Origin of the sequence: Promicromonospora sp. NPDC060204, assembly GCF_042728455.1 — a bacterium.
Taxonomy (GTDB): domain Bacteria; phylum Actinomycetota; class Actinomycetes; order Actinomycetales; family Cellulomonadaceae; genus Promicromonospora.
On record NZ_JBHWZO010000062.1, the window covers coordinates 1 to 26,772 of the forward strand.

The 26,772-nt window shown below is 73.5% G+C and carries 25 protein-coding genes and 2 tRNA genes; 8 read left to right on the forward strand and 19 right to left on the reverse strand.

Annotated features, from left to right (window positions below):
- Positions 1 to 55 precede the first annotated feature (55 nt).
- From aztD to ACFWEJ_RS10365, 3 genes are all read right to left on the reverse strand, one after another.
- Complete coding sequence (gene aztD / locus ACFWEJ_RS10355; protein WP_377229122.1) at positions 56 to 1,333, reverse strand: zinc metallochaperone AztD; 1,278 nt, start codon at positions 1,331 to 1,333, stop codon at positions 56 to 58.
- A gap of 209 nt (positions 1,334 to 1,542) precedes the next feature.
- Positions 1,543 to 1,965, reverse strand: a complete 423-nt coding sequence (locus tag ACFWEJ_RS10360) for a VOC family protein (RefSeq protein WP_377229123.1) — start codon at positions 1,963 to 1,965, stop codon at positions 1,543 to 1,545.
- Positions 1,966 to 2,035: 70 nt separating this feature from the next.
- Positions 2,036 to 2,923 carry an alpha/beta fold hydrolase gene (locus tag ACFWEJ_RS10365; RefSeq protein WP_377229124.1) on the reverse strand — a complete coding sequence of 296 codons (888 nt, stop codon included), beginning with the start codon at positions 2,921 to 2,923 and terminating at the stop codon, positions 2,036 to 2,038.
- A gap of 107 nt (positions 2,924 to 3,030) precedes the next feature.
- Here ACFWEJ_RS10365 and ACFWEJ_RS10370 point away from each other — a divergent pair, with 107 nt between their 5' ends.
- Positions 3,031 to 3,681, forward strand: coding sequence for a TetR/AcrR family transcriptional regulator (locus ACFWEJ_RS10370; protein WP_377229125.1), 651 nt, complete (start codon positions 3,031 to 3,033; stop codon positions 3,679 to 3,681).
- Here ACFWEJ_RS10370 and ACFWEJ_RS10375 read toward each other — a convergent pair.
- Both ACFWEJ_RS10375 and ACFWEJ_RS10380 read right to left on the reverse strand, forming a co-directional pair.
- Positions 3,666 to 4,319, reverse strand: coding sequence for a DUF6518 family protein (locus ACFWEJ_RS10375; protein WP_377229126.1), 654 nt, complete (start codon positions 4,317 to 4,319; stop codon positions 3,666 to 3,668). The genes ACFWEJ_RS10370 and ACFWEJ_RS10375 overlap by 16 nt on opposite strands.
- Positions 4,320 to 4,450: 131 nt before the next feature.
- Positions 4,451 to 5,890: an MFS transporter gene (locus ACFWEJ_RS10380; RefSeq protein ID WP_377229127.1), complete on the reverse strand. Its 1,440-nt coding sequence runs from the start codon at positions 5,888 to 5,890 to the stop codon at positions 4,451 to 4,453.
- Between the two features lie 119 nt (positions 5,891 to 6,009).
- Between ACFWEJ_RS10380 and ACFWEJ_RS10385 the strand changes: the two genes are divergently transcribed.
- A complete protein-coding gene (locus tag ACFWEJ_RS10385; RefSeq protein WP_377229128.1) occupies positions 6,010 to 6,915 on the forward strand; it encodes a helix-turn-helix transcriptional regulator in 906 nt (301 codons plus the stop codon).
- A gap of 51 nt (positions 6,916 to 6,966) precedes the next feature.
- Here the strand turns inward: ACFWEJ_RS10385 and ACFWEJ_RS10390 are convergent, their stop codons facing one another.
- The gene (locus ACFWEJ_RS10390) at positions 6,967 to 7,452 is read right to left on the reverse strand and encodes a MarR family winged helix-turn-helix transcriptional regulator (RefSeq protein ID WP_377229129.1); all 486 of its coding nucleotides are present in this window, start codon (positions 7,450 to 7,452) and stop codon (positions 6,967 to 6,969) included.
- 46 nt (positions 7,453 to 7,498) lie between these two features.
- Here ACFWEJ_RS10390 and ACFWEJ_RS10395 point away from each other — a divergent pair, with 46 nt between their 5' ends.
- The gene (locus ACFWEJ_RS10395; protein ID WP_377229130.1) at positions 7,499 to 8,914 is read left to right on the forward strand and encodes an MFS transporter; all 1,416 of its coding nucleotides are present in this window, start codon (positions 7,499 to 7,501) and stop codon (positions 8,912 to 8,914) included.
- Between the two features lie 248 nt (positions 8,915 to 9,162).
- Here ACFWEJ_RS10395 and ACFWEJ_RS10400 read toward each other — a convergent pair whose 3' ends face one another.
- Complete coding sequence (locus ACFWEJ_RS10400) at positions 9,163 to 9,795, reverse strand: GyrI-like domain-containing protein (protein WP_377229131.1); 633 nt, start codon at positions 9,793 to 9,795, stop codon at positions 9,163 to 9,165.
- Positions 9,796 to 9,980: 185 nt separating this feature from the next.
- Between ACFWEJ_RS10400 and ACFWEJ_RS10405 the strand changes: the two genes are divergently transcribed.
- A complete protein-coding gene (locus ACFWEJ_RS10405) occupies positions 9,981 to 12,329 on the forward strand; it encodes a glycoside hydrolase family 3 N-terminal domain-containing protein (RefSeq protein WP_377229132.1) in 2,349 nt (782 codons plus the stop codon).
- A 36-nt stretch (positions 12,330 to 12,365) separates the two neighbouring features.
- Positions 12,366 to 12,438 (forward strand) — tRNA-Ala (locus ACFWEJ_RS10410).
- Between the two features lie 85 nt (positions 12,439 to 12,523).
- Here ACFWEJ_RS10410 and ACFWEJ_RS10415 read toward each other — a convergent pair.
- The gene (locus ACFWEJ_RS10415) at positions 12,524 to 13,465 is read right to left on the reverse strand and encodes a cupin domain-containing protein (protein WP_377229133.1); all 942 of its coding nucleotides are present in this window, start codon (positions 13,463 to 13,465) and stop codon (positions 12,524 to 12,526) included.
- 86 nt (positions 13,466 to 13,551) lie between these two features.
- Between ACFWEJ_RS10415 and ACFWEJ_RS10420 the strand changes: the two genes are divergently transcribed.
- Together ACFWEJ_RS10420 and ACFWEJ_RS10425 are read left to right on the forward strand one after the other, a co-directional pair.
- Positions 13,552 to 14,532 (forward strand): NADP-dependent oxidoreductase, encoded by a 981-nt coding sequence (locus tag ACFWEJ_RS10420; RefSeq protein WP_377229134.1) that lies wholly within the window; start codon positions 13,552 to 13,554, stop codon positions 14,530 to 14,532.
- A 135-nt stretch (positions 14,533 to 14,667) separates the two neighbouring features.
- Positions 14,668 to 15,294, forward strand: coding sequence for a superoxide dismutase (locus tag ACFWEJ_RS10425; protein WP_377229135.1), 627 nt, complete (start codon positions 14,668 to 14,670; stop codon positions 15,292 to 15,294).
- A gap of 48 nt (positions 15,295 to 15,342) precedes the next feature.
- Here the strand turns inward: ACFWEJ_RS10425 and ACFWEJ_RS10430 are convergent, their stop codons facing one another.
- Together ACFWEJ_RS10430 and ACFWEJ_RS10435 are read right to left on the reverse strand one after the other, a co-directional pair.
- The gene (locus tag ACFWEJ_RS10430; protein WP_377229136.1) at positions 15,343 to 16,677 is read right to left on the reverse strand and encodes a hypothetical protein; all 1,335 of its coding nucleotides are present in this window, start codon (positions 16,675 to 16,677) and stop codon (positions 15,343 to 15,345) included.
- Positions 16,678 to 16,859: 182 nt separating this feature from the next.
- The gene (locus ACFWEJ_RS10435; protein ID WP_377229137.1) at positions 16,860 to 17,822 is read right to left on the reverse strand and encodes an alpha/beta hydrolase family protein; all 963 of its coding nucleotides are present in this window, start codon (positions 17,820 to 17,822) and stop codon (positions 16,860 to 16,862) included.
- Positions 17,823 to 17,908: 86 nt separating this feature from the next.
- Between ACFWEJ_RS10435 and ACFWEJ_RS10440 the strand changes: the two genes are divergently transcribed.
- Positions 17,909 to 18,763 carry a helix-turn-helix transcriptional regulator gene (locus ACFWEJ_RS10440; protein WP_377229138.1) on the forward strand — a complete coding sequence of 285 codons (855 nt, stop codon included), beginning with the start codon at positions 17,909 to 17,911 and terminating at the stop codon, positions 18,761 to 18,763.
- Between the two features lie 81 nt (positions 18,764 to 18,844).
- Here ACFWEJ_RS10440 and ACFWEJ_RS10445 read toward each other — a convergent pair.
- The 9 genes from ACFWEJ_RS10445 to obgE form a co-directional block, all read right to left on the reverse strand.
- A tRNA-Ala gene (locus ACFWEJ_RS10445) sits at positions 18,845 to 18,917 on the reverse strand.
- A gap of 92 nt (positions 18,918 to 19,009) precedes the next feature.
- Positions 19,010 to 19,675 carry a histidine phosphatase family protein gene (locus tag ACFWEJ_RS10450; RefSeq protein ID WP_377229139.1) on the reverse strand — a complete coding sequence of 222 codons (666 nt, stop codon included), beginning with the start codon at positions 19,673 to 19,675 and terminating at the stop codon, positions 19,010 to 19,012.
- Entirely contained in the window at positions 19,672 to 20,109 is a 438-nt protein-coding gene (rsfS, locus tag ACFWEJ_RS10455) for a ribosome silencing factor (RefSeq protein ID WP_377229140.1), read from the reverse strand. The genes ACFWEJ_RS10450 and rsfS overlap by 4 nt, the downstream gene beginning before the upstream one ends.
- Positions 20,106 to 21,317 (reverse strand): hypothetical protein, encoded by a 1,212-nt coding sequence (locus ACFWEJ_RS10460; RefSeq protein ID WP_377229141.1) that lies wholly within the window; start codon positions 21,315 to 21,317, stop codon positions 20,106 to 20,108. Before ACFWEJ_RS10460 ends, rsfS begins: the two co-directional genes overlap by 4 nt.
- Positions 21,310 to 21,924 (reverse strand): nicotinate-nucleotide adenylyltransferase, encoded by a 615-nt coding sequence (gene nadD, locus ACFWEJ_RS10465; protein ID WP_285108607.1) that lies wholly within the window; start codon positions 21,922 to 21,924, stop codon positions 21,310 to 21,312. Before nadD ends, ACFWEJ_RS10460 begins: the two co-directional genes overlap by 8 nt.
- Before the next feature lie 45 nt (positions 21,925 to 21,969).
- Entirely contained in the window at positions 21,970 to 22,122 is a 153-nt protein-coding gene (locus tag ACFWEJ_RS10470) for a hypothetical protein (protein ID WP_377229142.1), read from the reverse strand.
- 126 nt (positions 22,123 to 22,248) lie between these two features.
- The gene (locus tag ACFWEJ_RS10475; protein ID WP_377229143.1) at positions 22,249 to 23,595 is read right to left on the reverse strand and encodes a glutamate-5-semialdehyde dehydrogenase; all 1,347 of its coding nucleotides are present in this window, start codon (positions 23,593 to 23,595) and stop codon (positions 22,249 to 22,251) included.
- A gap of 139 nt (positions 23,596 to 23,734) precedes the next feature.
- The gene (proB, locus tag ACFWEJ_RS10480) at positions 23,735 to 24,922 is read right to left on the reverse strand and encodes a glutamate 5-kinase (RefSeq protein ID WP_377229144.1); all 1,188 of its coding nucleotides are present in this window, start codon (positions 24,920 to 24,922) and stop codon (positions 23,735 to 23,737) included.
- Positions 24,923 to 25,181: 259 nt separating this feature from the next.
- On the reverse strand, positions 25,182 to 26,699 hold the full coding sequence (gene obgE, locus ACFWEJ_RS10485) for a GTPase ObgE (protein WP_377229145.1): 1,518 nt from the start codon (positions 26,697 to 26,699) through the stop codon (positions 25,182 to 25,184).
- Between the last annotated feature and the right edge of the window lie 73 nt (positions 26,700 to 26,772).

Below are 26,772 nucleotides of genomic sequence, written 5' to 3' on the forward strand. Positions count from 1 at the left end.
TCCCGAGGCTCGGGGAGCGCAAATAGCCAGCACTCAACGGGTTGTCAGTGGGGGGTCAGTGGGTGTGGGGCTCGCCGCCCGTGACGCCGTTCAGCTCGTTCGGGGTGACGCCGAGGTCGGCGGACTTCCAGACCTCGCCCGTCTCGACGTCGACCGCGTGGATCGAGTCCGTGGCCGGGTCGGTCACGTAGACCGAGCCGTCCAGGGTCAGGATCGCCGGCCGCGGCTCCTGCCACTCGGTCGGCTCCTCCCACTCGTCGATCACCGGGATGGACTGCGTGAGCTTGCCGGACTCCGGGTCGATCATGTGCACCTGGCCGTCCGTGCCGAGCACGAGGGCCTCGCCGTCGTCGCCCCGCGCGAGCGACCGGAAGGTGTACGACGACGGCAGATCGACCAGCTGGAGGTCGCCGGTCCGGGTGTCGATCAGCGAGACCTGCGTCGGCCGCTCGAGCTCGGCGTCCTTGTCCTTCTTGTAGTCACCCAGCACGACCGGCGACGCCTCGGTGCCGGCCTGGTTGCCGATGCGGCCGTACGCGTCCGGGGACGTGACCTTGGTGATCTTGCCGTCCGCGTAGACCACGGCGCCGTCCTCACAGCCGATGACGACGGCCTCGTCGGCGGCCACGGCCTCCCCGTGCACGCCGGGGCACTCGTCGGACGCCGCGATCTCCTTGTCGTCGCCGTCGAGCACCCGGATGCCGGTGCGCGCGTCCTCGGTGCCCTCCGAGACCACGAGGCTGTCGTCGGTCAGCTCGACGGCCACGCCATGGTGGGCCGACGGCGTGGTGTACTCGCGGGCCGCCGCGTCGACGTCGGCCACGTGCGCCGAGTCGAGCACGCGTACCAGGCCGGTGCCGTCGTCGAACAGCGCGGTGCGGCCCTCGTGGACCACGACGTGGCCGGGCTCGGACGCTTCGTAGGCGACGTCGGTCAGGGTCGGCTCGGCGGTCCAGTAGTGGGAGTGGTCGCCGTGCGCCTCGGCCCAGGAGCCAAGGTCGAGGGCCTGGAAGCCCCCGGTCGTGGAGACCATCAGGTGGCGCTCGTCCCCCGCCGCGTTGAGGCGGGTGAAGCCTTCCAGCTCGATCTCGCCTACGGGTTCGAGGCTCATGGCGTCCAGCACCAGGACGCCGCCGTCGTACGTGACCGCCACGCGGGGCGTGCGCGCCTGGGCCTCGGTGGCGTCGGGCGACCCGTGCTCCTCGTGCTCGTCGGCGCCGGCCGACTCCGAGGCCGAGCCGGACGCCGCGTCCTCCGCGGCGCACGCGCTGAGCAGGACGAGGGACAGTGCCGCGCCGAGGCCTGCGGCCGTGCGGGTGTGGTGATTTCTCATCGTCGGTCGGGCGGTCTGGGCCGCCCGCTCCTTCCATCTAGAATGACAATCATTCTCGTTACCGAGGAGGAGTCAACCAGAAGTGAGAACGATTCTCAAACAGCGTCCCGCGCCCGGACCTGCGACGACCCCGCCCGGGACAAAGAAACCGGGCCCCACGCACGCGGCGTGAGACCCGGCGACGTCCGGCGGGGCATGGGTCCGGGGCCTCAGCCCGCCTCGGCCGCGAAGGCCTCTGCCATGGCGGCCTCGTCCATGAACATGACCTCCCAGTGGTGGCCGTCCAGGTCGGCGAACGCGCGGCCGTACATCCAGCCGATGTCCTTGGTCTCGTCGGTCTCGGTGCCGCCTGCGACGAGGGCGGCGCCCGCGATCCGGTCGACCTCCTCGCGGGACTCGACGCCGAGGGCGTTGATGACCTCGATGCCGTCGGCGGCGATCGGCTGCTTGGTGAACGAGGCGAACTTCTCGTGGTTCATGATCTGGATGTACACGGCACCGCTCAGCACCAGGCTGGTCGACGTCTCGTCGGAGAAGTCCGGGTTGACGGAGGCGCCGACGGCCTCGTAGAAGGCCGTGCTGGCCCGGACGTCGGCGACGGGCAGGTTGACGAAGATGCTGGTGATGGCCATCGGAGGGCTCCCTCGGTGTCGTGCGGGTCTGGTGTGCAACACCCCTGTCGACGACGGCCCGCCGAGAAACTCATCGCTCCGCCGGGACCGAGTTGTCGTGCTGCCCGACGAACCGCGCGACCCGTGCGCCGACCTGGCCCGGGACCTGGCCGCGCACCCCGTGCCCGCCGCCGGGGACGATCTCGGCCTCGGCGCCAGGGACGGCCGTGGCGAGCCGGCGCCGTGCGGCCTCCGGCTCCGAGAGCACGGACTCGGCGCCGTAGATTGCCAGCAACGGCGGGGTGATGGCGGCCAGCTCGGCGTCCTTGAGCGGGCGCGCCCAGCCGGCCGCGGTCCGGTAGCCCTGCGCAGCCTTCATGCACGCCAGCTCGACGTCGGTCGGGTCGGTCCCCGGGGTGAGCCACTCGCGCATCCGGTGCCAGCCCTGGTCGGTGGGGTTCGCCCCGAACCGGAGCATCCTGAGCAGGGCCCGGGCCGGCGTCCTGGTGAACACGCCGTTGGGCTCGATCAGGGACACGCTCGCCACGCGGTCCGGCGCGTGCAGCGCCATCAGGGTCGCGTGCCAGGCGCCCAGGGACTCCCCCAGCACGTGGGCGCGGTCCAGGCCGAGGCCGTCCAGCACCTGCGCGAACCACGCGCCGTAGTCCGCATCGCGGCCCAGGGGCGCGGTCTGCACGCTGCGCCCGGCCGAGCCGACGGTGTCCAGGGCGACGACGACGCGGTCGCGCGCCAGGTCCTCGACCACGTCGTGCCAGTACAGGCCGTTGCCGCCGAAACCGTGGAGCAGCACGAGCGGCAGCCCGGCGCCGGAGCCCGAGCACCGCACGTGGGTGGTCCCGTACGCCGTCGGGACGTCGGACACCGCCGACGGCAGGGGCCAGAGCCTCTCCATCGCCGCGTAGGTGCGCAGGTACTCCGCGCGCGCCGCCTCGTTCCTGAACCGTCCGATCCTGGCCATGGCACCCTCCGCCCCGCCGCCTTGTTGGTATGAACGTATCACTTATGATGGTGCAGGCATACCACCAACGGCCCGCGGGCCGTGCACAGCACGAGAGGACGGGCCGCATGCCCCGGCTGGCCGACCACGATCAACGGCGCACCCAGATCACCGACGCCGCGCGGCGGGTCGTCGCCCGCGCCGGGCTGGAGGCCGCGACCTTCCAGTCGGTGGCCGCCGAGGCCGGCGTCTCGGTGCGCCTGGTCCAGTACTACTTCGGCACCAAGCGGAAGTTCCTGCTGGCTACGCATCAGGCCGTCGTGGCCGACGCCGGGACGCGGTTCACCCGTCGGCTCGGCGCGCTCGGCGCGGAGCCGGCGCCGCGCGAGGTCGTCCGTGCGCTCCTCGTCGAGCTGCTGCCGACCGACGCCGCACGGCGGCAGGACACCGTGGTCCTGAACGCGTTCCACACGGCGGCCCTGACCGCCTCCGACGTCGACGGGGAGGACACGCTGGGCGCGCCGCGCTACCTGATCACGGCGATCGCGGACCAGCTCCGGCGGGCCCGCGCGGGGGCGACGGCGCCCGACCGCGCCGCGGACCAGGACGTGGACCCGGACCCGGACGCCGAGCTGGACGCAGAGCTGATCGTGGCCGCCGCGAGCGGGCTGGCCCAGACCCTCCTGGTCGACGAGACCGCGAGCGCACGCGCAGACCGGCTCCTCGACCGGCTGCTGGACCGGCTGGTCGCGCCCTCGGCGTCCTACAGGCTGGAGTAGGCGAGGTAGAAGGCTGCCGCGACGAGCACCGTGCCGCCCGCGGCCAGGCTCACCGGCAGCGCGCCGCGGACCCGGCGCACGAGCTGGGCGACCAGGAGCGCGAGCCCCGCGACGCCGATCACCGTCCAGTAGACCGGGCTGGTCGTCTCCCGGATGATCGTCAGCCCGTACACCGCCTCCCCCACCCCGATGCCCGCGAGCAGCGCGGTGCCGAGGGCCGCGCGGACTCCGGTGGCGCGCAGCCAGGAGGCGGCGACGCCCACGAACGGGCCGGCCACGACGCCCACCACCGAGAACAGGAGCGGGTCGTACACGTAGCCCCGCACCTGGGCCGCGACCGCGTACCCGAGCACGAGCAGCACGAAGCTCACGGCGCCGAGCACGGCGGCGGGCGCGGTGCGGAGCCGGGACCAGAAGAGCAGCAGGGCCGTGAGCACGGTCCAGCCGCTGGCCGAGTTGGCGAACGACGCGAACGCGTCCGGCAGGAACCCTTGGGCGTACGACGTCAGCCCGCCGAGCACGAAGCTCAGGAGCACGACGACCCCGGCGCGCGCCACGGGATGGGTCAGGCCTGCGTGGGTCGGGCGAGTCGGGGTGGTCGCGGTCCGGTCGGCGGCGGTCCGGGCGGTCGGGGTCATGACCACGAAACTACCGACCGGCGCCCCCGCCGGCATCGGACCCAGGGCGGACGCCGTCGTCGTCCCCAGGGTGGACACCACGGCGCACGCCTGGCTGGACGACGGCGGGCGGACGTCGGCCGATCAGCCGGTCAGCCCCGCGGGCGCCGCGCCGGCAGGAGCACCATCAGCACCACGACGAGCGCCACCGCGACCAGCACCGCGGCCCCGGTCAGGGCCGCGCTGACCTGCGCAGCGACCTGCGCGGCGCCCGGGCCCACGGCGTCGGACCCCACGGCGTCCGCCCCGTCGTCGGCGTGCGCCGCGATCGCGACGAGGACGCCCAGGCCGAGCGCCATGCCGAGCTGGTGGGCGGTGTTGACGAGGCCAGACGCCGCCCCGGCGTCCTCGGGCGCGACCCCGCCGATGCCGGAGCTCGTCAGCGGCGCGAAGGCGAGACCCTGGCCCGCCCCGACGAGCAGCATCGGGAGCGCAACGGCGGCGAGGTAGGCGTCGTCGGGGCCGACCCGGCTCAGCCAGGCCAGCCCGCCCAGAGTGAGCATCAGGCCGGCCGCCAGCAGCACGGAGCCGGGGATCCGGCGCAGCAGCCGCGGGACGGCCAGCGCCACGGCGAAGTTGACCAGCGTCATCGGGAAGAACCCGAGGCCGGCCTGCAGCGGGCCGAGGCCGAGCACGTCCTGGAGGTACTGCGTGGTGAAGTAGAAGAAGCCGATCATGGCGCCCAGGTAGAGCAGGCGGGCGGCGTAGGCGCCGCTGCGCTCCCGGCTGCGGAAGAGCCGCAGGGGCATGATCGGGTGGGCCGTCCGCGCCTCGTGCAGCACCAGGACGGTCAGCAGCACCAGCCCCGCCGCGAGCGCGCCCAGGGTCACGGGCGAGGCCCAGCCCCGCTCGCCCGACTCGATGATCCCGAGCACGAGCGCGCCCGTGCCAAGGGTCGCGGCGAGCGCTCCGCCGACGTCGAACCGGCCCGGGCGCCGCACGGTCTCGGCCAGGACCCGGCGGGCGACGACGATCATGGCCACCGCGATCGGCACGTTGACGAGGAACGCCGCGCGCCACGAGACCCACTCCGCGAGCGCCCCGCCGACCACCAGCCCGAGGCTGGCGCCGATCCCGGCGGTCGCGCTGTACCAGGCGATGGCGCGGGCCCGGGCGGGGCCCTCGAAGTGCGCCGTGATCAGGGCGAGGGAGGTGGGGGCGACGACGGCGGCGCCTACTCCCTGCAGGGCGCGGGCGGCGATCATCCACCAGCCGGTCGGGGCGAGCCCGATGAGCAGCGAGGCGGTGCCGAAGACGGCCAGCCCGGCGACGAGGAGGCGCCGTCGGCCCAGGAGGTCGCCGGCGCGGGCGCCGAGCAGGAGCAGGCCGCCGAACACGAGGGTGTAGGCGTCCTGCACCCAGGAGAGCGTGGCGGGGTCGAGGCCGAGGTCGGCGCGGATGCTCGGCAGGCCCGTGAAGATCACGGAGTTGTCGAGCAGGATCATGAAGTAGCTGATGAGGATGACGGCGAGGATCGCCGTCGTGCCGGTCGTCGTGGCGGTGGCCACGCGGGGTGCTGCCGTGGTGTGCATGCTGCCTCTCCTGGTGCGTCGCCCCAGCACACCGCGTGGCGCGCGCCCCGGGGAGTCCCGGTCGTTCCGGGTAACGCCAGTGCCTCCCACGGCGGCAGGGGTCGGCTTACCGTGGGGGCATGGGACAGATCGACCACCGCGCCGAGGTCCGCGAGTTCCTCAGCTCGCGGCGGGCCCGCCTCACGCCCGACCAGGCCGGGCTGCCCGCCTACGGCGGCAACCGGCGGGTCAAGGGCCTGCGCCGCGAGGAGGTCGCGATGCTGGCCGGCGTCTCGGTCGACTACTACGTGCGGATGGAGCGCGGGAACCTGTCCGGCGCCTCGGACGGCGTGCTGGACGCCCTGGTCGGGGCGCTGCAGCTCGACGAGGCCGAGCGCGAGCACCTGTTCACGCTGGCCCGCTCGGCGGGTTCGGGCAAGGCCCGGCGGGGCCGCGCGCCGACGACGGTGCGCCCCGCCGTCCAGCAGGTGCTCGATGCGATCAGCGACGCGCCCGCGTGGGTGCGCAACGGGCGCCACGACATCGTCGCGATGAACCGCCTGGCCCGCGCCCTGTACGCGCCGGTGCTCGCCGACCCGCGCCGTCCGGCGAACACCGCGCGGTTCGTCTATCTGGACCCCGCCGCCCGCGACTTCTTCGTCGACTGGGAGCGGATCGCCCGGGACTCCGCCTCCTACCTGCGCCTGGAGGCGGGGCGCAACCCGCACGACCCGGCGCTGATCGAGCTCGTCGGCGAGCTCTCCACGCGGAGCGAGCTGTTCCGGCAGCGGTGGGCCTCGCACGACGTGCTGCTGCACCGCAGCGGGTTCAAGCGGCTGCGGCACCCGGTGGTGGGGCAGCTCGACCTGACCTTCGAGTCGATGGAGCTGCCGTCGGAGCCGGGGCTCGTGCTCAACGTCTACACGGCGCCGGCCGGCTCACCCGCCGCGGACGGCCTCGCCCTGCTGGCCTCCTGGGCCGCCACGCAGGACGCCGCCGAGCTCACCGAGCAGCCGGGCGCCTCCGTGGAGGAGCTGCGGGGCTGAGCGCCCCGGGCGGCGGCGTCGGTCGCCGCCGTCAGTCGCCCGCAGGCGGCGTCAGTCGCCCGCAGGCGGCGCGCCCGCGGCGTCGGCAGCGGCTGCGTCGTCGGTGAGCAGGACCCGGCGCAGGAGGTCCGTCAGCGTCGCCAGCTCGTCGGCGCTGAGCACGGCCAGGTCGGCGGCCTCGCCGGCGCGGGCTCCCTCGATCAGCTCGGCCGCGAGGCGCTCGCCCGCGGGGTCGAGCTGCACCTGCTGACGCCGGCGGTCCCCCGGGTCACGGACCCGGCTGACCAGGCCCGCCTCCTCGAGCCGGTCGAGATATCCGACCAGGTGGCTGCGGTTGAGGCCCAGCCGGTCGGCAAGCTCGTGCTGGCCGAGCGGGCCGAGGTCGTGCAGCCCCGTGAGCACCGCGAAGTGCGGCAGCCGGAGCCCGTGCCGCGCGAGGTCGGCGACGAGCGCGCGGTGGCCGATGCGCGAGACGTGCCCGGCGAGATAGGAGGGCAGGCCCAGCAGCGTCGGGGGTCGGCCCGCGGGTTGTTCCACGGGGGGACACTATCACTCGGTCGTTACATGATGTAATGATGTCGCCATGACATCCACTCGACAGGCATCAGCTCGTGAGGCGGCCCGCCAGGGCACCGCCGGACCCTTCGTCGCACTGCTCCTGGCCGTGCTCTCCTTCTCCCTGCTGCAGACCATGGTCGTGCCGGCGCTGCCCGACCTGCAGCGGGAGCTCGACGTCTCGCCGACGACGACGGCATGGCTGATCAGCTCGTTCCTGCTCACGTCGTCGGTGGGCACGGTGATCATCGGCCGCCTGGGCGACATGTTCGGCAAGCGCCGCCTGCTGCTCGTGAGCCTGGCGATCCTCGCGGCCGGGACGCTCCTGGCAGCCCTGGCCGGCGCGCTGCCCGGGTCGATCGGCGTGCTCGTCGCCGCCCGCGCGGTCCAGGGGCTGGGCGCAGGCACGTTCCCGCTGGCGTTCGGGATCGTGCGCGAGACGTTCCCCCGGGAACGCGTGCCCGTGGCGATCGGGACCGTCAGCGCGATCTTCGGCATCGGCTTCGGGGTGGGCCTCGTGGTGCCCGGCCCGATCATCGACGCGCTCGGCTGGCCGTGGCTGTTCTGGGCCGCGCTCGTCGTCATCGTCCTCGCCCTGGCCGCGGTCGCGGCGTTCGTCGGCCCCGACCGGCCGGGGCTCGGCGGCCGGGTCGACTGGGCCGGCGGCGGCGTGCTGACCGTGGCGCTCACGGCCCTGCTGCTGGCGATCAGCCAGTCCCGCCTCTGGGCGCCCGGCGTCGTCGTCGGCCTGGCCGCCGTGGCGGTCGTCGCGTTCGCGGGCTTCGTGCTGCTGGAGTCGCGCCTGGCCGCGCCCCTGGTCGACCTGCGCGTGCTGCGCCGCCGGACGCTCGTCACCGCGAACCTCACCGCCCTGATCATCGGCTTCGGCATGTACGGCGCGTTCACCCTGGTGCCGCAGCTCGTGCAGACCCCCACCGAGGCCGGCTACGGGTTCGGCGCCACCGTCACCGAGTCGGGGCTCTACCTCCTGCCCATGGCCGTGACCATGCTCTTCGCCGGACCGCTCGCCGGGCGCCTGGGCCCGCGCATCGGGTTCACCGCGACGCTGGTCGCGGCCTGCGTCATCGGCGCGGTCGGCTTCGCGGCCTTCGCGGTGGGCCACCAGCACCCCTGGGACGTCGCCACGGGGGCCGGTGTGCTCGGTATCGGCATCGGGTTCGCCTTCTCGTCGCTCGCCAACGTGGTGGTCGGCGCCGTCGAACCGCACGAGACCGGGGAGGCCACGGGCGTGAACACCATCGTGCGGACCATCGGCGGCTCCCTCGGGGCGCAGGTCGCCACCGCCGTCGTCGGCGCGACGACGCTCGCGGCCACCGGGCTGCCCACCGCGGCCGGCTACACGACAGCGTTCGCCATCTCGGCCGTCGCGCTCGTGGCGGCGGCGCTCGTCGCTCTGGCGGGCGGCCGCGGCCGGGCGCGATGAGGCAGACCACGAGCAGGACCGGGTTCAGCACGCGGAACACGCGATAGGCCATGGCGACCCGACGTGGCATCCCGGGGCGCCCGGCGCCGCGCAGCCACCACCGGCTGGACGACGACGAAGACCGCGACCGAGACCAGCTCGCCCAGGCCGAGGCTCAGGTAGGTGCGGCGCAGCCGCACGATGCCAGGGCGGGTAGCAGGTCGTCGGTCGATCATCCGGGTCAGCGTACGGGCTGGTGGGAGCCGCCATCAGTCATTTCCGGCGGACACCTCGACCGGCTGCCGGAGGATCGTCCGCTGCTTCTCCGGCGCGACCCGACGGAAGTCGCTGAGGTAGATCTCGTGGTGCCGGCCGGCCCGGCGCAGCCCGTGGGCCGGGATGAACTCGTCGTGCATCCGCGCGAGCCTGCCGGCCTCGGCGTCGAAGGGCCCGACGTGCAGCGTCTGGACGCAGCGCCCCTCGGACAGGGTCTCCAGGCGGACGTCGCCGAGCCGGGCCGGGCCGCCCTTGGCCCGGACCTGCTCCACCGCGGCGGCGAACGCCTCCTGGGTCGTCCAGTCCGGGACCATGATCAGCAGCGTCCAGTCCCAGCGGGACTTGTCGCGCGCCGTCGTGAAGGCGGCCATGTCCTCGGCCCACCACTGCCCCTCCAGCGGCATGACGACGTAGTCGCGCCCGAGCTCGCGCTTGCTGGCGAACTTGAGGGTGTAGGCCACGGGGTACAGCGCCTCGACCGCCTCGGTGAAGGCCGGCGAGCTGTTCGGGTCGCCGTGCCCGTCGATCATCAGATAGTGCAGGTCGGGCACGTCGACGATCCGGAACTGGTCCCGCTTCGCCCGGTAGGCGTCGAGGGTCTTCTTGAGGTCGGTCTTGTCGGCCATGGGCACCTCGCGGGTCGGGGATCCGGCGTCGGCCCCGTACCAAGGGCCCCGGATCGGAAGGCTCCGTACCAGGGACAGTAGCGGCCGCCCAGCATGCCGGACCACAGCAGGTGAACGGCCCGGCGGCCCTTACCTAGCGACTGGTAGGTTTCCGGCGTGCGAACACAGACCGACAGGAGCGCCCGATGACCAGCGTCCACGACACGTCCGCCCCGGCACAGGCCTACCTCGACCCCGGCCTCCCGGTCGCGGAGCGGGTGGCCGACCTGCTGGCCCGGATGACCGTGGCGGAGAAGGTGGGGCAGATGCTCCAGCTCGACGCCCGCGGCGACTACGAGGGCGACATCCTGCGCAAGCACGTGGGATCGATCCTGCACACCTCGCCGCATCGCGTGGGGCTCGCGCACGACCTGGTGGAGCAGACCCGGCTGCGCATCCCGCTCATCGTGGGCGAGGACTGCATCCACGGGCACTCGTTCTACGAGGGCGCGACCATCTTCCCGACGCAGCTCGGGATGGCCGCGACCTGGGACCCCGCGCTGCTGGAGCAGGCCGCGCGGATCACGGCGGTCGAGGCGTCCGCGACCGGTGTGCACTGGACCTTCAGCCCCGTGCTGTGCATCGCCCGCGACCTGCGCTGGGGACGGGTCGACGAGACGTTCGGCGAGGACCCGTACCTGATCGGCGAGCTCGCCTCGGCGATGGTGCGCGGCTACCAGGGCTCCGGCCTGGCCGACCCGACGGCGATCCTGGCCACCGCCAAGCACTTCGCCGGGTACTCCGAGACGCAGGGCGGGCGCGACGCGTCCGAGGCGGACATCTCGCGGCGCAAGCTGCGGTCCTGGTTCCTGCCCCCGTTCGAGCGGGTCGCCAAGGAGGGCTGCGCCACCTTCATGCTGGGCTACCAGTCGATGGACGGCGTGCCGATCACGATCAACGACTGGCTGCTCAACGACGTGCTGCGCGGCGAGTGGGGCTACACCGGCACGCTGATCACCGACTGGGACAACGTGGGCCGGATGGTCTGGGAGCAGAAGGTCCAGCCCGACCACGCCCACGCCGCGGCGGCGGCCGTCCGGGCCGGCAACGACATGGTGATGACCACCCCGCAGTTCTTCGAGGGCGCCCAGGAGGCCATCGACCAGGGCCTGCTCGCCGAGTCCGACCTCGACCGCGCCGTGGCCCGCATCCTGACGCTGAAGTTCGAGCTCGGCCTGTTCGAGAACCCGCGCCGGCCCACCCTCGACCGCGACGGGGCGCTCATCGGCTCCGCGGCGCACGCCGCCGTCAACCTCGACGTGGCGCGCCGGTCGCTGGTCCTGCTGCGCAACACGGACGCGGCGCTCCCGTTCGCCGGCGGCTTCACCGGTGTGGACGGCGGCCGCGCGGCCGGTACCGCGGACGACCGGCCCCGGCGTATCGCCGTCATCGGACCGCTGGCCGACGCCGCCCAGGCCCAGCTCGGCGACTGGGCCGGCAGCTCGGGCCAGGCCGACTGGCTGCCCGACGGGCACCCGCGGGAGATGATCACCACCGTGCTCGACGGGCTGCGCGCCCTGAGCCCGCAGGACTGGACGGTCACCAGCGCGCTCGGCGCCGAGATCGTCACCCTGGTCTCGCCGCCCGAGGGCGACACCCTGCCCGACGGGCAGCCCCGGCCCAAGATCGCCGTCCCGTGCGACCCCGACCCGGAGCTGATCGCCGAGGCCGTGGCCCAGGCCGAGGGCGCGGACCACGTCGTGGTCGTGGTCGGCGACCAGGTGGAGCTGGTCGGCGAGTACAAGTCCACCGCGACCCTGGAGCTCGTCGGCGGGCAGGTCGCCCTCCTGGACGCGCTGGCCGCGACGGGGACGCCGATGGTCGTCGTGGTCATGGCGTCCAAGCCGCTGGTGCTGCCGGAGTCCGCCCTGAACGCCGCCGCGGTGATCTGGACGGCCAACCCGGGCATGGAGGGCGGCCGGGCGGTCGCCGAGCTGCTGCTCGGGCTGATCGAGCCGTCCGGCCGGCTGCCGATCTCGTTCGCCCGCCACGTGGGCCAGCAACCGGTGTACTACAACCAGATCCGCGGTCAGCACGGCGCCCGGTACGCCGACCTGACGCAGGAGCCCGCCTTCGTGTTCGGCCAGGGCCTGTCCTACAGCACGGTGGAGTACTCCGACCTCGGGGTGCGGGACGCCGAGGTGGGTCCGGACGACACCGTCCGCGCCCGGGTGACCCTGACCAACACGGGCGCCCGCCCGGCGCGCGAGACCGTGCAGGTCTACGTCAGCGACACCGTGACGTCCGTGAGCTGGACCGACAAGGAGCTCAAGGCCTACCGCCAGGTCGACGTCGCCCCCGGGCAGAGCGTCGTGGTCGAGATCGACCTGCCGGTGGCGGACTGCACGATCGTCGACCGGGTCGGCGACCGGGTGGTCGAACCGGGCGGTTTCGAGCTGCTCGTCGGCTCGTCGTCACGCGACGCGGACCTCCTGCGGGTGCCGTTCACGGTGGTCGGTAGCCCCGCTTTGGTCTCCGGGCCGGGATCGGTCTAGACTGACGGCGCTCGCCCACCTGGGCGAACGCTGTTCGGGGCTGTGGCGCAGCTGGTAGCGCACCTGCATGGCATGCAGGGGGTCGGGGGTTCGAGTCCCCCCAGCTCCACCGAAACACTCAGTCAGAGGCCATTCCGGAATCCTGTAACAAGGAGGAAGGGATGGCCTCTCGTCATGAGCCCACCAGTTCTGGCTCAGGCCGACAGGCGACCGTCGTCGCGCGCAGCGGTGCGGTACCGCCCGGGAGTCATGCCGCGGGAGCGGGCGAACGCCCTGCTGAAGGCTGGGACCGACTGGTAGCCGACCGCTGCCGCGACGGACTCCACCGGGTCCCGGGTCCCGCGCAGGCGAACCGCAGCCAGGTCCAGGCGCCACTGCGTCAGATAGGCGGCGGGGGTCTGTCCGACGGCGGCCACGAACCGGCGGGACAGGGTCGCCCTGGACACGTCGAGAGCGTGGGCCAACCTTGTCGTGGTCCACGGCAGTGCCGGCTCGGCGTGCAGATGCTCCATCGCCTTGTGCACGAGCGGGTCGGCGAGCACGCCGAGCCAGGTGCCGTGAGGTTCGGACCGGGTGGGCAGCCAGGCCCGCACGAGCTGTACGAGCAGGACATCGACCAGGCTGTTCAGCACCGCCCTTCCCGCCAGCTGTGGGTGGCTCAGTTCTCGTCCGAGCATCCGGACGGTGTCGTCGAAGCCGTCCGCGCCGTCGTCGCCGCGGATGTGCACCACCTCCGGCAGCGTGCCGAGGATCTGGGTGTGCACGGTGTGGTCGCAGTCGTAACCGATGGTCACGATGCGGGTGTCGGCGGGCTGTGAGCCGAGGCGAATCACCTCACCCGACCCGAACGCCCGGCTCACCTCGTCCGGTCCGGCTACCGAGGTACCGGCACCCGGCCCACTGCTCAGCACGTGCGCCGGCCCGCCCGGCATGAGTACCACGTCTCCTGCCGCCAGCTCTCGCCGTCGCGGTGAGGAGCCTGGAAGATCGAGCCAGGCGCTGCCGGCGGTGACGACGTGCACGACCGCCACGGCACAGCCCGCAACGGAGACCGACCAGTCCCCGCCTGCTTCCGTGCGCGTGCCGATCGTGCCCCGGACGCCGGAGATCTCCAGCACATCGGAGACAAGATCCATGCAGGCATGCTAGATGAGTCAAACGAGCAACGAAGTGAGCGTTCCGGGCATCGACTGCTCACGTACCCCCTTCATACGGTGAGTTCATGACAGCCGACACCATGCGGGCGCTCGTCGCGACCGGCTACGGAGCTCCCGAGCAACTCACGATCGCCGACCTGCCCGTGCCTCGTCCCGGTCCCGGCCAGGTCCTGGTGAAGATCGCCGCCGCGACGCTCAACCCCACCGACCTGCGCGTCGTCACCGGCGGGTTCCGCGACCTGGTCGACCTCCAGTTCCCGTACACGCTCGGCAACGAGTTCGCGGGCACCGTCACCGAAGCCGGGCCGGGCGTCACCCGCTTCCGCGCGGGCGACGAGATCTTCGGCATGGCGATGCCCCGCCAGCTGCGCGCCGCCGCCGACCCCCTGCGACCGTCACTGAGCACCGGCGCCCTCGCCGACTACGCGGTCTTCGAGACGGACACGCCCGCGCTGGACCACCGCCCGGCCGGTCTCAGCGCGGAGCGGGCTGCGTCGCTGGTGATTGCGGGCGCCACGACGCTGGCACTCATGAACGCCGCGAAGATCCGGCCCGGCGACTCCGTACTCGTCATCGGAGCCACCGGCGCGGTCGGCCTGACCCTGATCCCCGTCCTGCACGCGGCCGGAGCCGAGATCACGGTGACCGCCCGCACTGCCGAGGCCGCCGAGCTGCTGCACGGCCTGGGCGCCCACCACGCGGTCGCCTACGACGAATACCCCACCGGCGTCGACGTCGTCCTCAACCTCGCGCTCCTTGCCGACGGCCTGCCCGCGGCGGCACGCAGCCTGCGTCCTGGCGGCCGGCTCGTCTCCATCATCTTCCCGCCGCCGGAGCCGGAACAGCTCGGACGCGACGACGTGGAGCTGGCTTTCGTGATGAACACGGGTGGTGGGAGCAACGGCACACGGGCCGTGGCCGAAGCCGCGATGGCGGGCCGGCTCTCCACACCGATCGCCCGACGGTACTCGCTCGACCACGGCGTCGAAGCGGCGGTCCACTACGCCCGCCGGCACCCGCTCGGCAAGGTCGTCGTCACCGCCTGAGCGCCGCGACCGCTTGGCCGGAGCGCGCCCGCGCGCGGGTGTGTCGACGATCACCACCGCACCCCACGCGGGTCCGTTGACCTGAACCGCGGTTGAGGTTCTAGCGTCGGAAGCACTCGACGAGAGGACCCGGAAATGCCCGTCTACACCCTGCCTGACCTGCCCTATGACTACGCCGCGCTCGAACCGCACATCAGCGGGCGGATCATGGAACTGCACCACGACAAGCACCACGCCGCGTACGTGGCCGGCGCCAACGCCGCGCTCGACGCACTGGCCGAGGCACGCGAGAGCGGCAACCTGGCCGCGGTGAACCTGCACGAGAAGAACCTCGCGTTCAACCTGGGCGGCCACACCAACCACACCGTCTTCTGGAACAACCTCTCGCCCGACGGCGGCGGTGAGCCCACCGGGGAGCTGGCGGCAGCGATCGTCGACCAGTTCGGCAGCTTCGCGGCGTTCAAGGCGCACTTCGCGGCCGCGGCCACCGGCATCCAGGGCTCGGGCTGGGCGGTGCTCGGCTGGGACAGCATCGGCGGGCGGCTGCTGGTGTTCCAGCTCTTCGACCAGCAGGCGAACGTGCCGCTGGGGATCACCCCGCTGCTCATGCTGGACATGTGGGAGCACGCGTTCTACCTGGACTACCTCAACGTCAAGGCGGACTACGTCGCGGCGTTCTGGAACCTGGCCAACTGGGCCGACGTCGGCGCGCGGCTCGACCGGGCACGGGCGACGACCGGGGGTCTCCTCACGGCGGCGTGATCCGCACGACGTGAACGAGGGCCCGGCCGCCGGCCGGGCCGTCGTTCGTCAGCGCCGTGCGGTCCGGGGTGTGGGCTTCGGCGTCAGCGAGGGACCGGTCGACGCCGGGTCCGGCCGCTTCTTGCCGTCCTCACCGATCATCCGCGGCGAGGGCTTGATCGGCCAGCGCTCCACGACCTGGCTCCGCAGCTCGTGGCCACGAGCGGCGGCGACGACGTCCCACACGATCGCACCGACGACGAGGGCGACCGAGACCGCGAGCGTCACCAGGGCCTGTGGCACGAAGCCGCCGAACGTCTCGTCGGCGTCGCCGTACAGCGTCGCGACGTCCTCCATCCCGCCCGTGCCGAGGCTGTACACGCCCCAGCCGAGCGTGGTCCCGACTGCGGCGAGGAGGGCCAGGGCCTGCACGAAGATCACGGGCTGGTGGTTGGCGTACTTGCGCAGCAGTCCCCTCGGCGGGCGTGGGGCCGCCCGGTCCGCCAGCGCCTGCCGCAGGATCTCCTGCTCGCGCCGCTGGACGGCCGAGTCGGCGAAGAACCCCACCACCAGGAGCCCGACAGCCGCCACGACAAGTGCCGCGAAGACCCAGACGCCGACGACGAGCACCGCCTCGACGCCGTCCCCGTACTCGACCCGAGGTCCGGCGTCGGTCGTGGACCGGAACGGGTGGGTGACGAACAGCCAGAGCTGCAGCAGGCTGAACCCGAGCGCGAGGCACACGACGCCCACGTACTCGTACCAGGTGGCCGTGCGCTGCTTGCGCCGGAGGTCGGGCGGAAGCGCCGCCTCGTCGTCGTCCTGGGACCTCGCAGGGGCCGCTCGTCGCCAGGCCGCGTGCTCGTCGGCCGTGGTCCAGTGCGCCGCGATCGCCAGCCGACGGCGGTGGTGCGCGGGACGGCCCGCCAGCGCGAGGAGCACGAAGACCCCGGCGACCCCCGTGCCCGCGAGCGAGCCCCACAGGATGTACATCTCGCTGCCGTTGACGCCGAAGGCCGCCACCACGGTGAACAGCACGCCGATCCCGGCGAGCAGCGCGGAGACCACGAAGAACGCGACGAACGGCGGCTGGGCCGCCACCAGGTCCACCTGGCTCGGGTGCGGCACGGCCGTCCTCGGCGCACCGTCTCGGGCCGCCCGGGCGACGGCGCGCGAGGTGATCACCTCGCGCAGCGCGGACAGGACGGTGGTGAGGACGCCGGCGCCCAGCGCGAGGACGAGCACCGGGACCATGGCGGCCCGCGCGAGCTGGTCGAGCGCACCGCTCACGGCGGGCTCGTCGAACAGGGCCTCCTCACCCACCATGGCGACGGCCAGGAGGAGCACGAAGGCGGCGCCGATGCCGACGAGGAACGGAGCCAGCGCGTTGATCGTCGCGTTCACCAGGTTTCCAGCGGCACCCACCGGGTACACACGCCAGTGCGGCTGATCTGCTTGAGGTCGCTCGGTCATGTGCCGGCAGCCTATCCACGGCGAGCGGCCCACGGCCGGCTCACACGCTGGCACGCATCGTTGCTGCGGGATCGAGTGTGTCGCCCCGCCGGCACACGCCCGGACGGCGTCGGCTACCTGGTCTGCACGCTCGCGAGCGAGGGGTGGTCGCGGACGGCGTCGAGGGCCCGCTGCCACGCGGGGTCACCGGGATCGAGAGCCGACCGCAGGTAGGCCCAGGTCATGCGCTGGGTGACGGCGAGCCGCTCGGGGTCCTCGTCGTCGGTCTCGGCGAGGTCGTAGCCCATGATGCCGCCGAGGTAGTGCCTCGCCCCCGGCAGCGTCAGCAGGGCGTCGGCGCCCGGGCTGAGGTGGTAGGGCTCGGCGGACCAGTCGGCGCCGCGGGTGGTGGCGGCCGGGTTGTCGTCCTGGTCGCCGTGGACCACCAGCGTCCGGGCGGTCAGGTGCGAGAAGTCGGCCTCCAGCTCGGGATACCGGGCGCGCATGGCGTCGGTCATGCCCTCGGCGCTGCCGGTCGAGGCGAGCAGCACACCGGCACTGATGCGAGGCTCGCGCAGGTCGAGGACGCCGCCGGACGGGTCGGTCGCCCGCGCGCCGAGCAGCGCGCTGACGGTGTTGCCGCCCGCGGAGTGGCCGGCGGCGGCGACACGCGCCCGGTCGAGCCGCCCGGCCACGGCCGGCGCCTGGGCCTCGATCGCATCGAGACCGTCGAGGATCAGCGTGAAGTCGTCGATCCGTGAGCGCCAGAACAGCGGGTAACCGGGGGCGTCCGGGTCCAGGCCGAGTCCCCCGCCGGGCGAGCTCAGATGGGTCGGCTGGAGGACGGCGAACCCGTGGCTCGCCCAGAAGTCGACCAGGGGCGCGTAGCCGTCCTTGGACCGCAGGTGGTACGAGCTGCCGCCGCCGTGGGACAGCAGCACGATCGGCAGGGCGTCACCGTGTAGGGGCGCCGTGACCCGCAGCGTCAGCGGGAGGGCGCGGTCCGGCGCCGGGAGGGTGACCGGGTTGACCGAGACGGTCGGCACCGCGGGCGGGACGGGGATGTGCCGGGCGAGCCCGGCGTAGTGGGTGGTCATGCCCCTACCGTGCGGCCGGTCGGCGTGGTTCATCCAGGACCGGTCCGGTCCTGGCTGCGGTCGCGACCGCGGGACATACTGATCAGGTGATCGACCGGCCCGGGCTCGCCGAGTTCCTGCGCCGACGGCGGGCGGCGCTCTCGCCGTCGGACGTCGGCCTCCCGGAGACGTCGCGCCGCCGGACGCCGGGCCTGCGCCGCGAGGAGGTCGCCGTGCTGGCCGGCGTGTCCAGCGACTTCTACGCGCGGCTGGAGCAGGCACGCGGCTCCGACCCGTCGGAGTCGGTCGTGGCCGCGCTGGCGCGGGCGCTGCGGTGCACCCCGGACGAGCGGGACCATCTCTTCCGCCTCGCCGGAGTGCCGGTCCCGTCGCGGCAGGTCGGCCGCCGTCTCGACCCGGGGCTGCGCCAGCTCGCCGAGCACCTGGACGACCTGCCGACGTGCGTCTACAACGATCTCGGCGACGTGCTCCACACCAACGCGCTCGACGACGCCCTGCACTGCCGTGGCGAGCTGCTCCCCGGCCGGGACAGCAACGTCTACTGGCGGTGGTTCACCCGCCCGGAGTCCCGCGATCTCGTCCCGGAGGCGGACCGGGCCCGGCTGTCGCGGGCCCATGTCAGCGATCTGCGCGCCACCTACTCCCGCCGCGCCGAGGACGCCGAGATCACCGGGCTCGTCACCGGCCTCGCCGCGCACAGCGCGGAGTTCGGGATGCTGTGGGACCAGCACGACGTCGCGGTCCGGCGCTCCGACCTGAAGGACGTCCAGCACCCCACGGTCGGGCTGGTCCGGCTCCGGTGCGAGGTGCTCGTGACGCCCGGGACCGGCATCCGGGTGCGGGTCCTCCTGCCGCTGGAGGGCACGGACGCCGCCGACAAGCTCGACCTGCTCCGCGTCATCGGCACGCAGCGGTTCGCGGAGGCCGCGGAGGCTGAGTGAGCACGCGGGCGGAGCCGGCGCACCGAGCACGAGAAAGGCCGCCGATCCGCACTCTCGTGCGGGTCAGCGGCCTTCGTCCGGTGGAGCTGGGGGGACTCGAACCCCCGACCCCCTGCATGCCATGCAGGTGCGCTACCAGCTGCGCCACAGCCCCAGATTGGTCTCTCCCAGCCATTGGGCCGGGCGAGCGTCGTTAGTCTATGCAGACCGACGCCAGGGACCAAATTCAAACCGGCGTGCGCTCGGTCACTGCCGGGCCTCGGGCCCGGACTGCCACGTGTCGAGCGGGTAACCGGCGCCCACGTTGTGCGCGACGAGGCGCCACGCCGGGCTCGCGCCCGGTCCGGAGGCCCGCAGGTGCGACCAGTGCACGTTGTGCAGGCCGTGCAGACCACGCCACGTCGCGGGGTCGAGACCGAGCAGGCGGGTGATCGCCTGCGTGATCGCCGAGCCGTGCGACACGACCACGAGCGTCTCCCCCGAGCCGAGAGTCTCGGCGTGCCGTAGCACCGCCTCCTCCATGCGCCGGGCGGTGACCGCCTTGGACTCCACCCCGTTCGCCTCGGGCTCGCCGCCGCCGCGCCAGACGGCGTGCTCCTGCGGCCAGCGCTCGGCGATCTCGGCGTCGGTCATCCCCTCCCACTCGCCGAACGACCGCTCGCGCAGCCCGGCGTCGGTCACGACCTCCAGGTCGAGGTGCCGCGCGTACGCGACGGCCGTGTCCCGGGCCCGCTGCAGGTCGCTGGAGACCACGAGGGACCCCTTGTGCGACGCCGCCAGCGCCGTGGCGCCCTGCTCCGCCTGCCAGCGGCCGACCTCGTCGAGCGGGATGTCGATCTGGCCCTGCAGGCGCAGGCCCGCGTTGTATGCCGTGCGCGCGTGGCGCAGCAGCACGATCGTTCCTGCGGTCACTGGCGGGAGTCCCCGGCCAGGTGGATCGCGCCGTCGTCGGGGTCGCGGTACTCGGTCGCGTCGCCGCCGCCCTGGGCGTCCTCGGGCAGCGGGATGGCCGGGCAGTCCTTCCACAGGCGCTCGAGCGCGTAGTAGGTCCGGTCCTCGGCGTGCTGCACGTGCACCACGACGTCACCGAAGTCGATGAGCACCCACCGGGCCTCGGACTTGCCCTCGCGCCGGATCGCCTTGACGCCCTCCTTGAAGAGCGCCTCCTCGACCGCGTCGACGATCGCCGAGACCTGCCGCTCGCTGGCGCCCGACGCGATGAGGAACACGTCGGTCAGCACGAGCTGCTCGCTGACGTCGAGCGCGATGATCTCCTGCGCCTTGATGTCGCTCGCCGCCCGTGCCGCGATGATCGCGAGCTCTGTGGCCCGCTCGGTCGCCGTCATACCGCATTACCTCCCATGAAGCCGGGCAGTCCGCCCGGCAGAGTGCCCAGCAGGGCGGCCGCCTGGTCCGTGGGGTACCCGACGCTGTCCCCCTCGAGCACGAGCTTCCAGATCAGGAGGCCGAGCACGAACGCAACGACCACCAGGATGATGTAGTGCAGCCAGGTGTACTGCGGGCCCTCGTCCTCCTCCTCGTCCCACTCCTCCTCCACCTCACGGCGGGAGGCCCGGGACGGGGCGATGGGGCCGGCACCGAACTGGCCGGGAGCACCGGGGTGCGGCTGACCGGGGCCGCCCATCTGACCGGGGCCGCCCATCTGGCCCGGTCCGCCGATCTGACCGGAGCCGGGACCACCCGGGGCGCCGGGGACGGGCTGACCGCCCGGGCCGCCACGGCGTCCGGGGAACGGCGAGCCGGGGGCCCCGGGCGCGCCGCCCGGGGGCGCCGACTGCGGAGCCGCCGGGCCACCGGCCTCCCAGGGCAGCGCGGGCGCGCTGCTCGAGACGGCACCGCTGGGCGGGGCTCCGGCCGGACGGCCCGGTGCACCCGGGCGCTGCTGGCCGAGGCCGCCGGGGGCGCCGGGCGCGGTCGGCGCACCAGGACGGCCGCCGAAGGGCGACGGCGGCTGCTGCTGGGCCGGGGCGGGCGGAGGCGGTCCCCACTGCGTCGTCTGGCCGACGTCGGCCGGTCCGGCGGGCGCACCGGGCGCCTGGGGCGGGGCGAACCGCGCGGAGCGGCCCTGCTGCTGGGGCGCGGGCGGCACGGGTGCGCTCGCCGGGCGCGCGCCGAACGGGCTCGGCGGGGCGCTCTGCTGGCCGGGACCGCCCGGCGCGCCGTGGCCGCCGGGGGCACCCTGGCCGCCCGGTCCGGTCGGAGCACCCGGACGGCTCTGGCCGCCACCGGGGCCGAAGGGCGACGGGTTGCCGCCGGGCTGCTGCACCGGCGTGAGCCGGCCCGTCGCGTCCACGCCGCGCGAGCCGCCCGTCGCCTGCGGGGGCCGGGCGACCGGCGGGTTGCCCGGGTTCGGCGACCAGCCGCCCTCGGGAGCAGGAGCGGGTGCGGGCGCGCCACGGTGCGGAGGCTGCTGCTGCCCGCCCTGCGGCGGGTAGGCACCACCACCGGCACCACCACCGGCGGCAGCCGCGGCGGCAGCCTCACGCTCGCGGATCTCGCGGCGCGTCATGGGACGACCCTTGTTGTCACTCATCGTGAAGACCTCGATACAGTCCGTGCTTGGCGATGTACTGGACCACGCCGTCAGGCACCAGATACCAGACCGGCAAACCCTCCTCGGCCCGACGACGACAGTCGGTCGAGGAGATAGCTAGTGCAGGAACCTCGAGTGTCGTCACGCCGTCCCGAGGAAGCCCGTCCACGGTGAGCATGTGCCCAGGCCGTGTGACAGCGACGAAGTGTGCCATGTCCCAGAGCTTCTCGGCATCCTTCCACGAGAGAATCTGCTGGATGGCGTCCGCTCCCGAGATGAAGTAGAGGTCCGCGTCCGGGCGCTGCGTACGCAGATCGCGGAGCGTGTCCACCGTGTACGTGAGGCCCGCCCGGTCGATGTCGACGCGGCTCACCGTGAAGCGCGGGTTCGACGCCGTGGCGATCACCGTCATGAGATAGCGGTGCTCCGCCGGGGTGACCCGCTGCTTCTGCTTGAAGCCCGGACGGCCGGTGGGAACGAAGACGACCTCGTCCAGCTCCAGCTGCGCGACCGCCTCGCTCGCGGCCACGAGGTGACCGTGGTGGATGGGATCGAACGTGCCGCCCATCACCCCGATGCGCGGCCTGGTCCCAGTGGGGGCACTCATGCGGTGCGTGCACTCATCTGGTCGTCAGGCTCCCGTCTAGATGGATCAGTGCCGGTTGCCGACGTTGCGGAACGCGTACGTGACGAGCAGCGCGGCCACGAGCGCGCCGAAGGCGATCAGGCCGAGCGCGACCGGGGCGATCGGCTCGTTGACGTGCTCCGAGGCGGCCTCGGCAGCCAGGACGGCGGTGTGCAGCACGGGTGTTCCTCCTAGTCGAACAAGCTCAGGTGGGCTTTAGTCTCTCACGGACGAATTGCGGCGGGCGCACCGCGGCACCGGGTCGCAAGGAGATCCTGCGGAGGTCTCCAGGACGCCAACGAGCCCTCACGGCTTGACGTGGCCGTCGCCCGTGACCACCCACTTCGTGGTGGTCAGCTCGGTCAGTCCCATGGGGCCGCGCGCATGCAGCTTTTGCGTGGAGATGCCGATCTCGGCACCCAGGCCGAGCTCGCCGCCGTCGGTGAACCGGGTCGACGCGTTCACCATCACCGCGGCGGAGTCCACCTCCGCGACGAACCGGTCCGCCGCCGCGATGTCCCGCGTCACGATGGCCTCGGTGTGCCCGGAGGACCAGGTGCGGATGTGCTCGATCGCCTCGTCCAGCGACGGGACCACCCGCACGCCGAGCTCCAGTGCGAGGTACTCCGTTGCCCAGTCCTCGTCCGTGGCGGGAAGCACGGTGGCCCCCTCGGGGGCAAAGGACAGGGCTGCCGGGTCGCCGTGCAGCACCACGCCGGCGTCGGCCAGCGCGGTGAGCGCCGCCGGGAGGAAGGCCGGCGCGGCGTCCTCGTGCACGAGCAGCGTCTCGGCCGCGTTGCACACGCCGACGCGCTGGGTCTTGGCGTTCATCACGATCGCGACGGCCATGCCGACGTCGGCCGACGCGTCCACGTAGACGTGCACGTTGCCCACGCCCGTCTCGATGACGGGCACCAGGGACTCGCGCACGACGGTCTGGATGAGGTCGGCGCCGCCGCGCGGGATCAGCACGTCCACCAGGCCGCGGGCCCGCATGAGCGCCACGCCGCCCGCGCGGCCGTAGGCATCGATCGACTGGACCAGGTCGGCCGGCAGGCCGCGCGCCGCCAGGGCGCCCTGCATCACCGCGACGATCACCGCGTTGGACGCCGCCGCCGCGCTGCCCCCGCGCAGGATCACCGCGTTGCCGGACTTCAGGGCCAGCCCCGCGGCGTCCACGGTCACGTTGGGGCGGGCCTCGTAGATCATGCCGACCACGCCCATCGGGACGCGGACCTGGCGCAGACGCAGGCCGTTCGGCAGGGTCTGCCCGCGCACCACCTCGCCGACCGGGTCGGGCAGGCCGGCGACGTCGCGCAGCGCGGCCGCGATCTGGCCGATCCGGTCGGGGGTCAGTGCGAGCCGGTCCAGCAGGCCGTCCGACATCCCGTTGGCGCGACCGCGCTCCAGGTCCTCGGCGTTGGCGGCGACGATCTCGTCGGCGGCGGCCACCAGGGCGTCCGCGACGGCGCCGAGCGCGGCGTCCTTGGTCATGCGGTTCGCCGTGGCCAGGGTGCGCGAGGCGACCTTGGCGCGCCGGGCGACGTCGCGCACCGCCTCGGTGACGTCCTGGGTGCCCGACGGCGGCGGGGTGCCGGCTCCCGCGGAATCGCCCCCGGCAGGTGTCGCCTCGTACTGGCTCACGATCGTCATGCGTCGAGAGTACGTCGGGCGCGGGCGGATGCCGAGGGCGATTCCGTGGTGCGGACGCGGGCGGCTGACCCGGTGCAGGAGACCGAAGTCGGAGACCCATCTGGGCAACGGACCGAAGTCGGAGGACCCGCGGGTCAGCTCAGCGGCCGTTCTCCAGCACCAGGTCGTCCCGGTGCACGACGACGCGGTCGTACCCCTCCCCCAGCTCCTCCCGCAGCGCGTAGGTGGAGCGGCCCAGCAGCGCGGGCAGGTCGCTCGCGTCGAAGGCGACGAGCCCCCGGGCGACGACGACGCCGTCCGGCGCCACGAGCTCGACCGGGTCGCCGGCGTCGAACTGGCCCTCGGCCCGGGTGATCCCGGCGGGCAGCAGCGAGGCACGGCCGCCGAGCACGGCGCGCGCGGCGCCGTCGTCCAGGTGGAGGCGGCCCTGCGTGCGGGCCGCGTGCGCGATCCAGAGCCGGCGCGCCGAGGTGCGGCGGCCGGTGGCGGCGAAGAAGGTGCCGACGTCGTCCCCGGCGAGCGCGGCGGCCGCGTTGGCGGTGAGCGTGAGGACGGCGGGCACGCCGGCGCCGGTCGCGATCCGCACCGACTCCAGCTTGGTGACCATGCCGCCGGTACCGACCGAGCTGCCGCGCGCCGTCACCTCGACGCCCGCGATCTCCGCGAGGTCGTCGACCAGCGGGATGCGGCGGGCCCCGGGGCGCGACGGCGGGGCGTCGTGCAGGCCGTCGACGTCGGTCAGGAGCAGCAGGGCGTCCGCCCGCACCAGGTGCGACACGAGCGCGGCGAGGCGGTCGTTGTCGCCGAACTTCAGCTCGTCGGTGGTGACGGCGTCGTTCTCGTTGATGACCGGCACGACCCCGAGCGCGAGCAGGCGCTCCAGCGCGCGCTGGGCGTTGCGGTAGCGGGCGCGGCGGACCGTGTCCTCGGCCGTGAGCAGGATCTGGCCGATCTGGATGCCGAACGCCGCGAACTCCTCCTGATACCGGCCCGCGAGCTGGCCCTGGCCCACGGAGGCCGCCGCCTGCATCGTGGCCAGGTCGCGCGGCCGGCTCCCCAGCCCGAGCGGCCCGATGCCCGCGGAGACCGCGCCCGACGTGACCAGCACGACCTGGGCCCCCGCGGCCTGCCGGGCGGCGAGCACCTCGACCACCCCGCGCAGCGCGCCGACGTCGAGGTGACCGTCCGGGCCGGTGAGCGACGACGAGCCGATCTTGACCACGACGCGCCGGGCGGTGGCGATCGCGGACCGCGGGCCCGGGGCGGCCGGGCCGTCCTGGAGTTCCGAGGCGTCGTGGGCGTTCACCGATGGGTCGAGGGAGTTCACACCCTCATCCTCTCCGGAGGCCCGCCCCGGACGCTCGCTCATTCCACGGGCCGGGCACGACACTGCTCGGGCACGGCTCAGGCTCTGCTTGTCTGACGCCTGAGCCTGCGGCTCCGCTCCGGGCGCGTGCCTCGCACCTCGGCCCCCACCCTGCGCTGCGCCTCCGGCTCAGGCTCCGCTTGTCGCACGCCTGAGCCTGCGGCTCCGCTCCGGGCGCGTGCCTCGCACCTCGGCCCCCACCCTGCGCTGCGCCTCCGGCTCAGGCGTCCTCGGGGTCGGTCCAGTGGCCCGCCTCGCGCTCGGTCCACAGCTCGCGCCGGGCCTCGGCCTTGGCGTCCATGCGCTCGGTGAACTCGCGCCGCTTGTCGCCGCGCGTGGGCCGCTCGTTCTGGTCGAGCCGCAGGTCGGTACCGCGGCCGCCCAGCAGCTCCGCGCCGGTCTGCAGCGTGGGCTCCCAGTCGAAGACGACGGCGTTGTTCGGGTCGCCGATACGCACCTCGTCGCCCGCGACGGCGCCCGCCTTGAACAGGCCGTCCTCGACGCCGAGCTTCGCGAGCCGGTCCGCGAGGAAGCCGACGGCCTCGTCGTTGTTGAAGTCGGTCTGCTTCACCCAGCGCTCCGGCTTGGTGCCGCGCACCTCGAACCAGTAGGCGGTCTCGCCGCCCAGCCGGCGCACGGTGAACTTCGACTCGTTCACGGGGCGCGGGCGCAGCACGATCGGCGCGGCCTCCGGTGCGGGGGCCTCCGCGCGCGCCTTCTCCACGACCTCGGCCAGGGCGAACTTGAGCTCGCGCAGACCCTCGTGGGACGCGGTCGAGATCTCGAAGACGCGCAGCCCGCGCGCCTCCAGGTCGGCCTTCACGAAGTCCGCGAGCTCGCGCGCCTCGGGCACGTCGATCTTGTTGAGCACCACGAGGCGGGGACGCTCGGCGAGCGGCACACGGCCGCCCGCGATGCCGATGTCGCCCGAGTACGCGGCGAGCTCGGCCTCGATCACGTCGAGGTCGCTGATCGGGTCGCGGCCCGGCTCCAGCGTGGCGCAGTCGAGCACGTGCACGATCATCGCCGTGCGCTCGATGTGCCGCAGGAACTCCAGGCCCAGGCCCTTGCCCTCGCTCGCGCCCGGGATCAGGCCCGGCACGTCGGCCACGGTGAACCGCGACTGGTCCGCCTGCACGACGCCGAGGTTCGGCACCAGGGTGGTGAACGGGTAGTCGGCGATCTTGGGGCGCGCGGCCGAGATCGCGGCGATCAGCGACGACTTGCCCGCGCTCGGGAAGCCCACGAGCGCGACGTCGGCGATCGTCTTGACCTCGAGCTCGACCTCGGCGGCCTCGCCCTCCTCGCCGAGCAGCGCGAAGCCCGGCGCCTTGCGCCGCGGCGACGACAGCGCGCGGTTGCCCAGTCCGCCCTTGCCGCCCGCGGCGACGACGTACTCGGCGCCCTCGCCCACGAGGTCGGCCAGGACGTTGCCGTCGAGGTCCTTCACGACGGTGCCGTCCGGCACGGTCAGGACGAGGTCGCCACCGTTGGCGCCGTCCCGGTCGTCGCCCATCCCCTGGGTGCCCGACGTCGCCCGCCGGTGCGGCGAGTGGTGGTACTCCAGGAGGGTGGTGGTGTTGGCGTCGACGACGAGCTTCACCGTGCCGCCGTCACCGCCGTTGCCGCCGTCGGGGCCCGCCAGGGGCTTGAACTTCTCCCGGCGGATCGAGGCGCAGCCGTTCCCGCCGTTACCACCGGCGGCGTGCAGAACCACGCGGTCCACGAAGCTGGCCATGTCTCGATCCTCTCAGGTACTGCTCAGGGCGAGCGGCCCGGGGCCGCTCATGAAAAGACGTGAGGGGGCGCAC

Excerpts from the sequence above, each read along its gene's own strand:
- ACFWEJ_RS10380 (WP_377229127.1), bottom strand. The coding sequence starts at position 5,890 with ATGCACACCACGGCAGCACCCCGCGTGGCCACCGCCACGACGACCGGC.
- ACFWEJ_RS10425 (WP_377229135.1), top strand. The coding sequence starts at position 14,668 with ATGCCCGTCTACACCCTGCCTGACCTGCCCTATGACTACGCCGCGCTC.
- aztD (WP_377229122.1), bottom strand. The coding sequence starts at position 1,333 with ATGAGAAATCACCACACCCGCACGGCCGCAGGCCTCGGCGCGGCACTG.
- nadD (WP_285108607.1), bottom strand. The coding sequence starts at position 21,924 with ATGAGTGCCCCCACTGGGACCAGGCCGCGCATCGGGGTGATGGGCGGC.
- ACFWEJ_RS10360 (WP_377229123.1), bottom strand. The coding sequence starts at position 1,965 with ATGGCCATCACCAGCATCTTCGTCAACCTGCCCGTCGCCGACGTCCGG.
- ACFWEJ_RS10400 (WP_377229131.1), bottom strand. The coding sequence starts at position 9,795 with ATGGCCGACAAGACCGACCTCAAGAAGACCCTCGACGCCTACCGGGCG.
- rsfS (WP_377229140.1), bottom strand. The coding sequence starts at position 20,109 with ATGACGGCGACCGAGCGGGCCACAGAGCTCGCGATCATCGCGGCACGG.
- ACFWEJ_RS10365 (WP_377229124.1), bottom strand. The coding sequence starts at position 2,923 with ATGGCCAGGATCGGACGGTTCAGGAACGAGGCGGCGCGCGCGGAGTAC.
- ACFWEJ_RS10405 (WP_377229132.1), top strand. The coding sequence starts at position 9,981 with ATGACCAGCGTCCACGACACGTCCGCCCCGGCACAGGCCTACCTCGAC.
- ACFWEJ_RS10395 (WP_377229130.1), top strand. The coding sequence starts at position 7,499 with ATGACATCCACTCGACAGGCATCAGCTCGTGAGGCGGCCCGCCAGGGC.
- ACFWEJ_RS10420 (WP_377229134.1), top strand. The coding sequence starts at position 13,552 with ATGACAGCCGACACCATGCGGGCGCTCGTCGCGACCGGCTACGGAGCT.
- obgE (WP_377229145.1), bottom strand. The coding sequence starts at position 26,699 with ATGGCCAGCTTCGTGGACCGCGTGGTTCTGCACGCCGCCGGTGGTAAC.
- ACFWEJ_RS10370 (WP_377229125.1), top strand. The coding sequence starts at position 3,031 with ATGCCCCGGCTGGCCGACCACGATCAACGGCGCACCCAGATCACCGAC.
- ACFWEJ_RS10375 (WP_377229126.1), bottom strand. The coding sequence starts at position 4,319 with ATGACCCCGACCGCCCGGACCGCCGCCGACCGGACCGCGACCACCCCG.
- ACFWEJ_RS10435 (WP_377229137.1), bottom strand. The coding sequence starts at position 17,822 with ATGACCACCCACTACGCCGGGCTCGCCCGGCACATCCCCGTCCCGCCC.
- ACFWEJ_RS10385 (WP_377229128.1), top strand. The coding sequence starts at position 6,010 with ATGGGACAGATCGACCACCGCGCCGAGGTCCGCGAGTTCCTCAGCTCG.
- ACFWEJ_RS10475 (WP_377229143.1), bottom strand. The coding sequence starts at position 23,595 with ATGACGATCGTGAGCCAGTACGAGGCGACACCTGCCGGGGGCGATTCC.
- ACFWEJ_RS10415 (WP_377229133.1), bottom strand. The coding sequence starts at position 13,465 with ATGGATCTTGTCTCCGATGTGCTGGAGATCTCCGGCGTCCGGGGCACG.
- ACFWEJ_RS10460 (WP_377229141.1), bottom strand. The coding sequence starts at position 21,317 with ATGAGTGACAACAAGGGTCGTCCCATGACGCGCCGCGAGATCCGCGAG.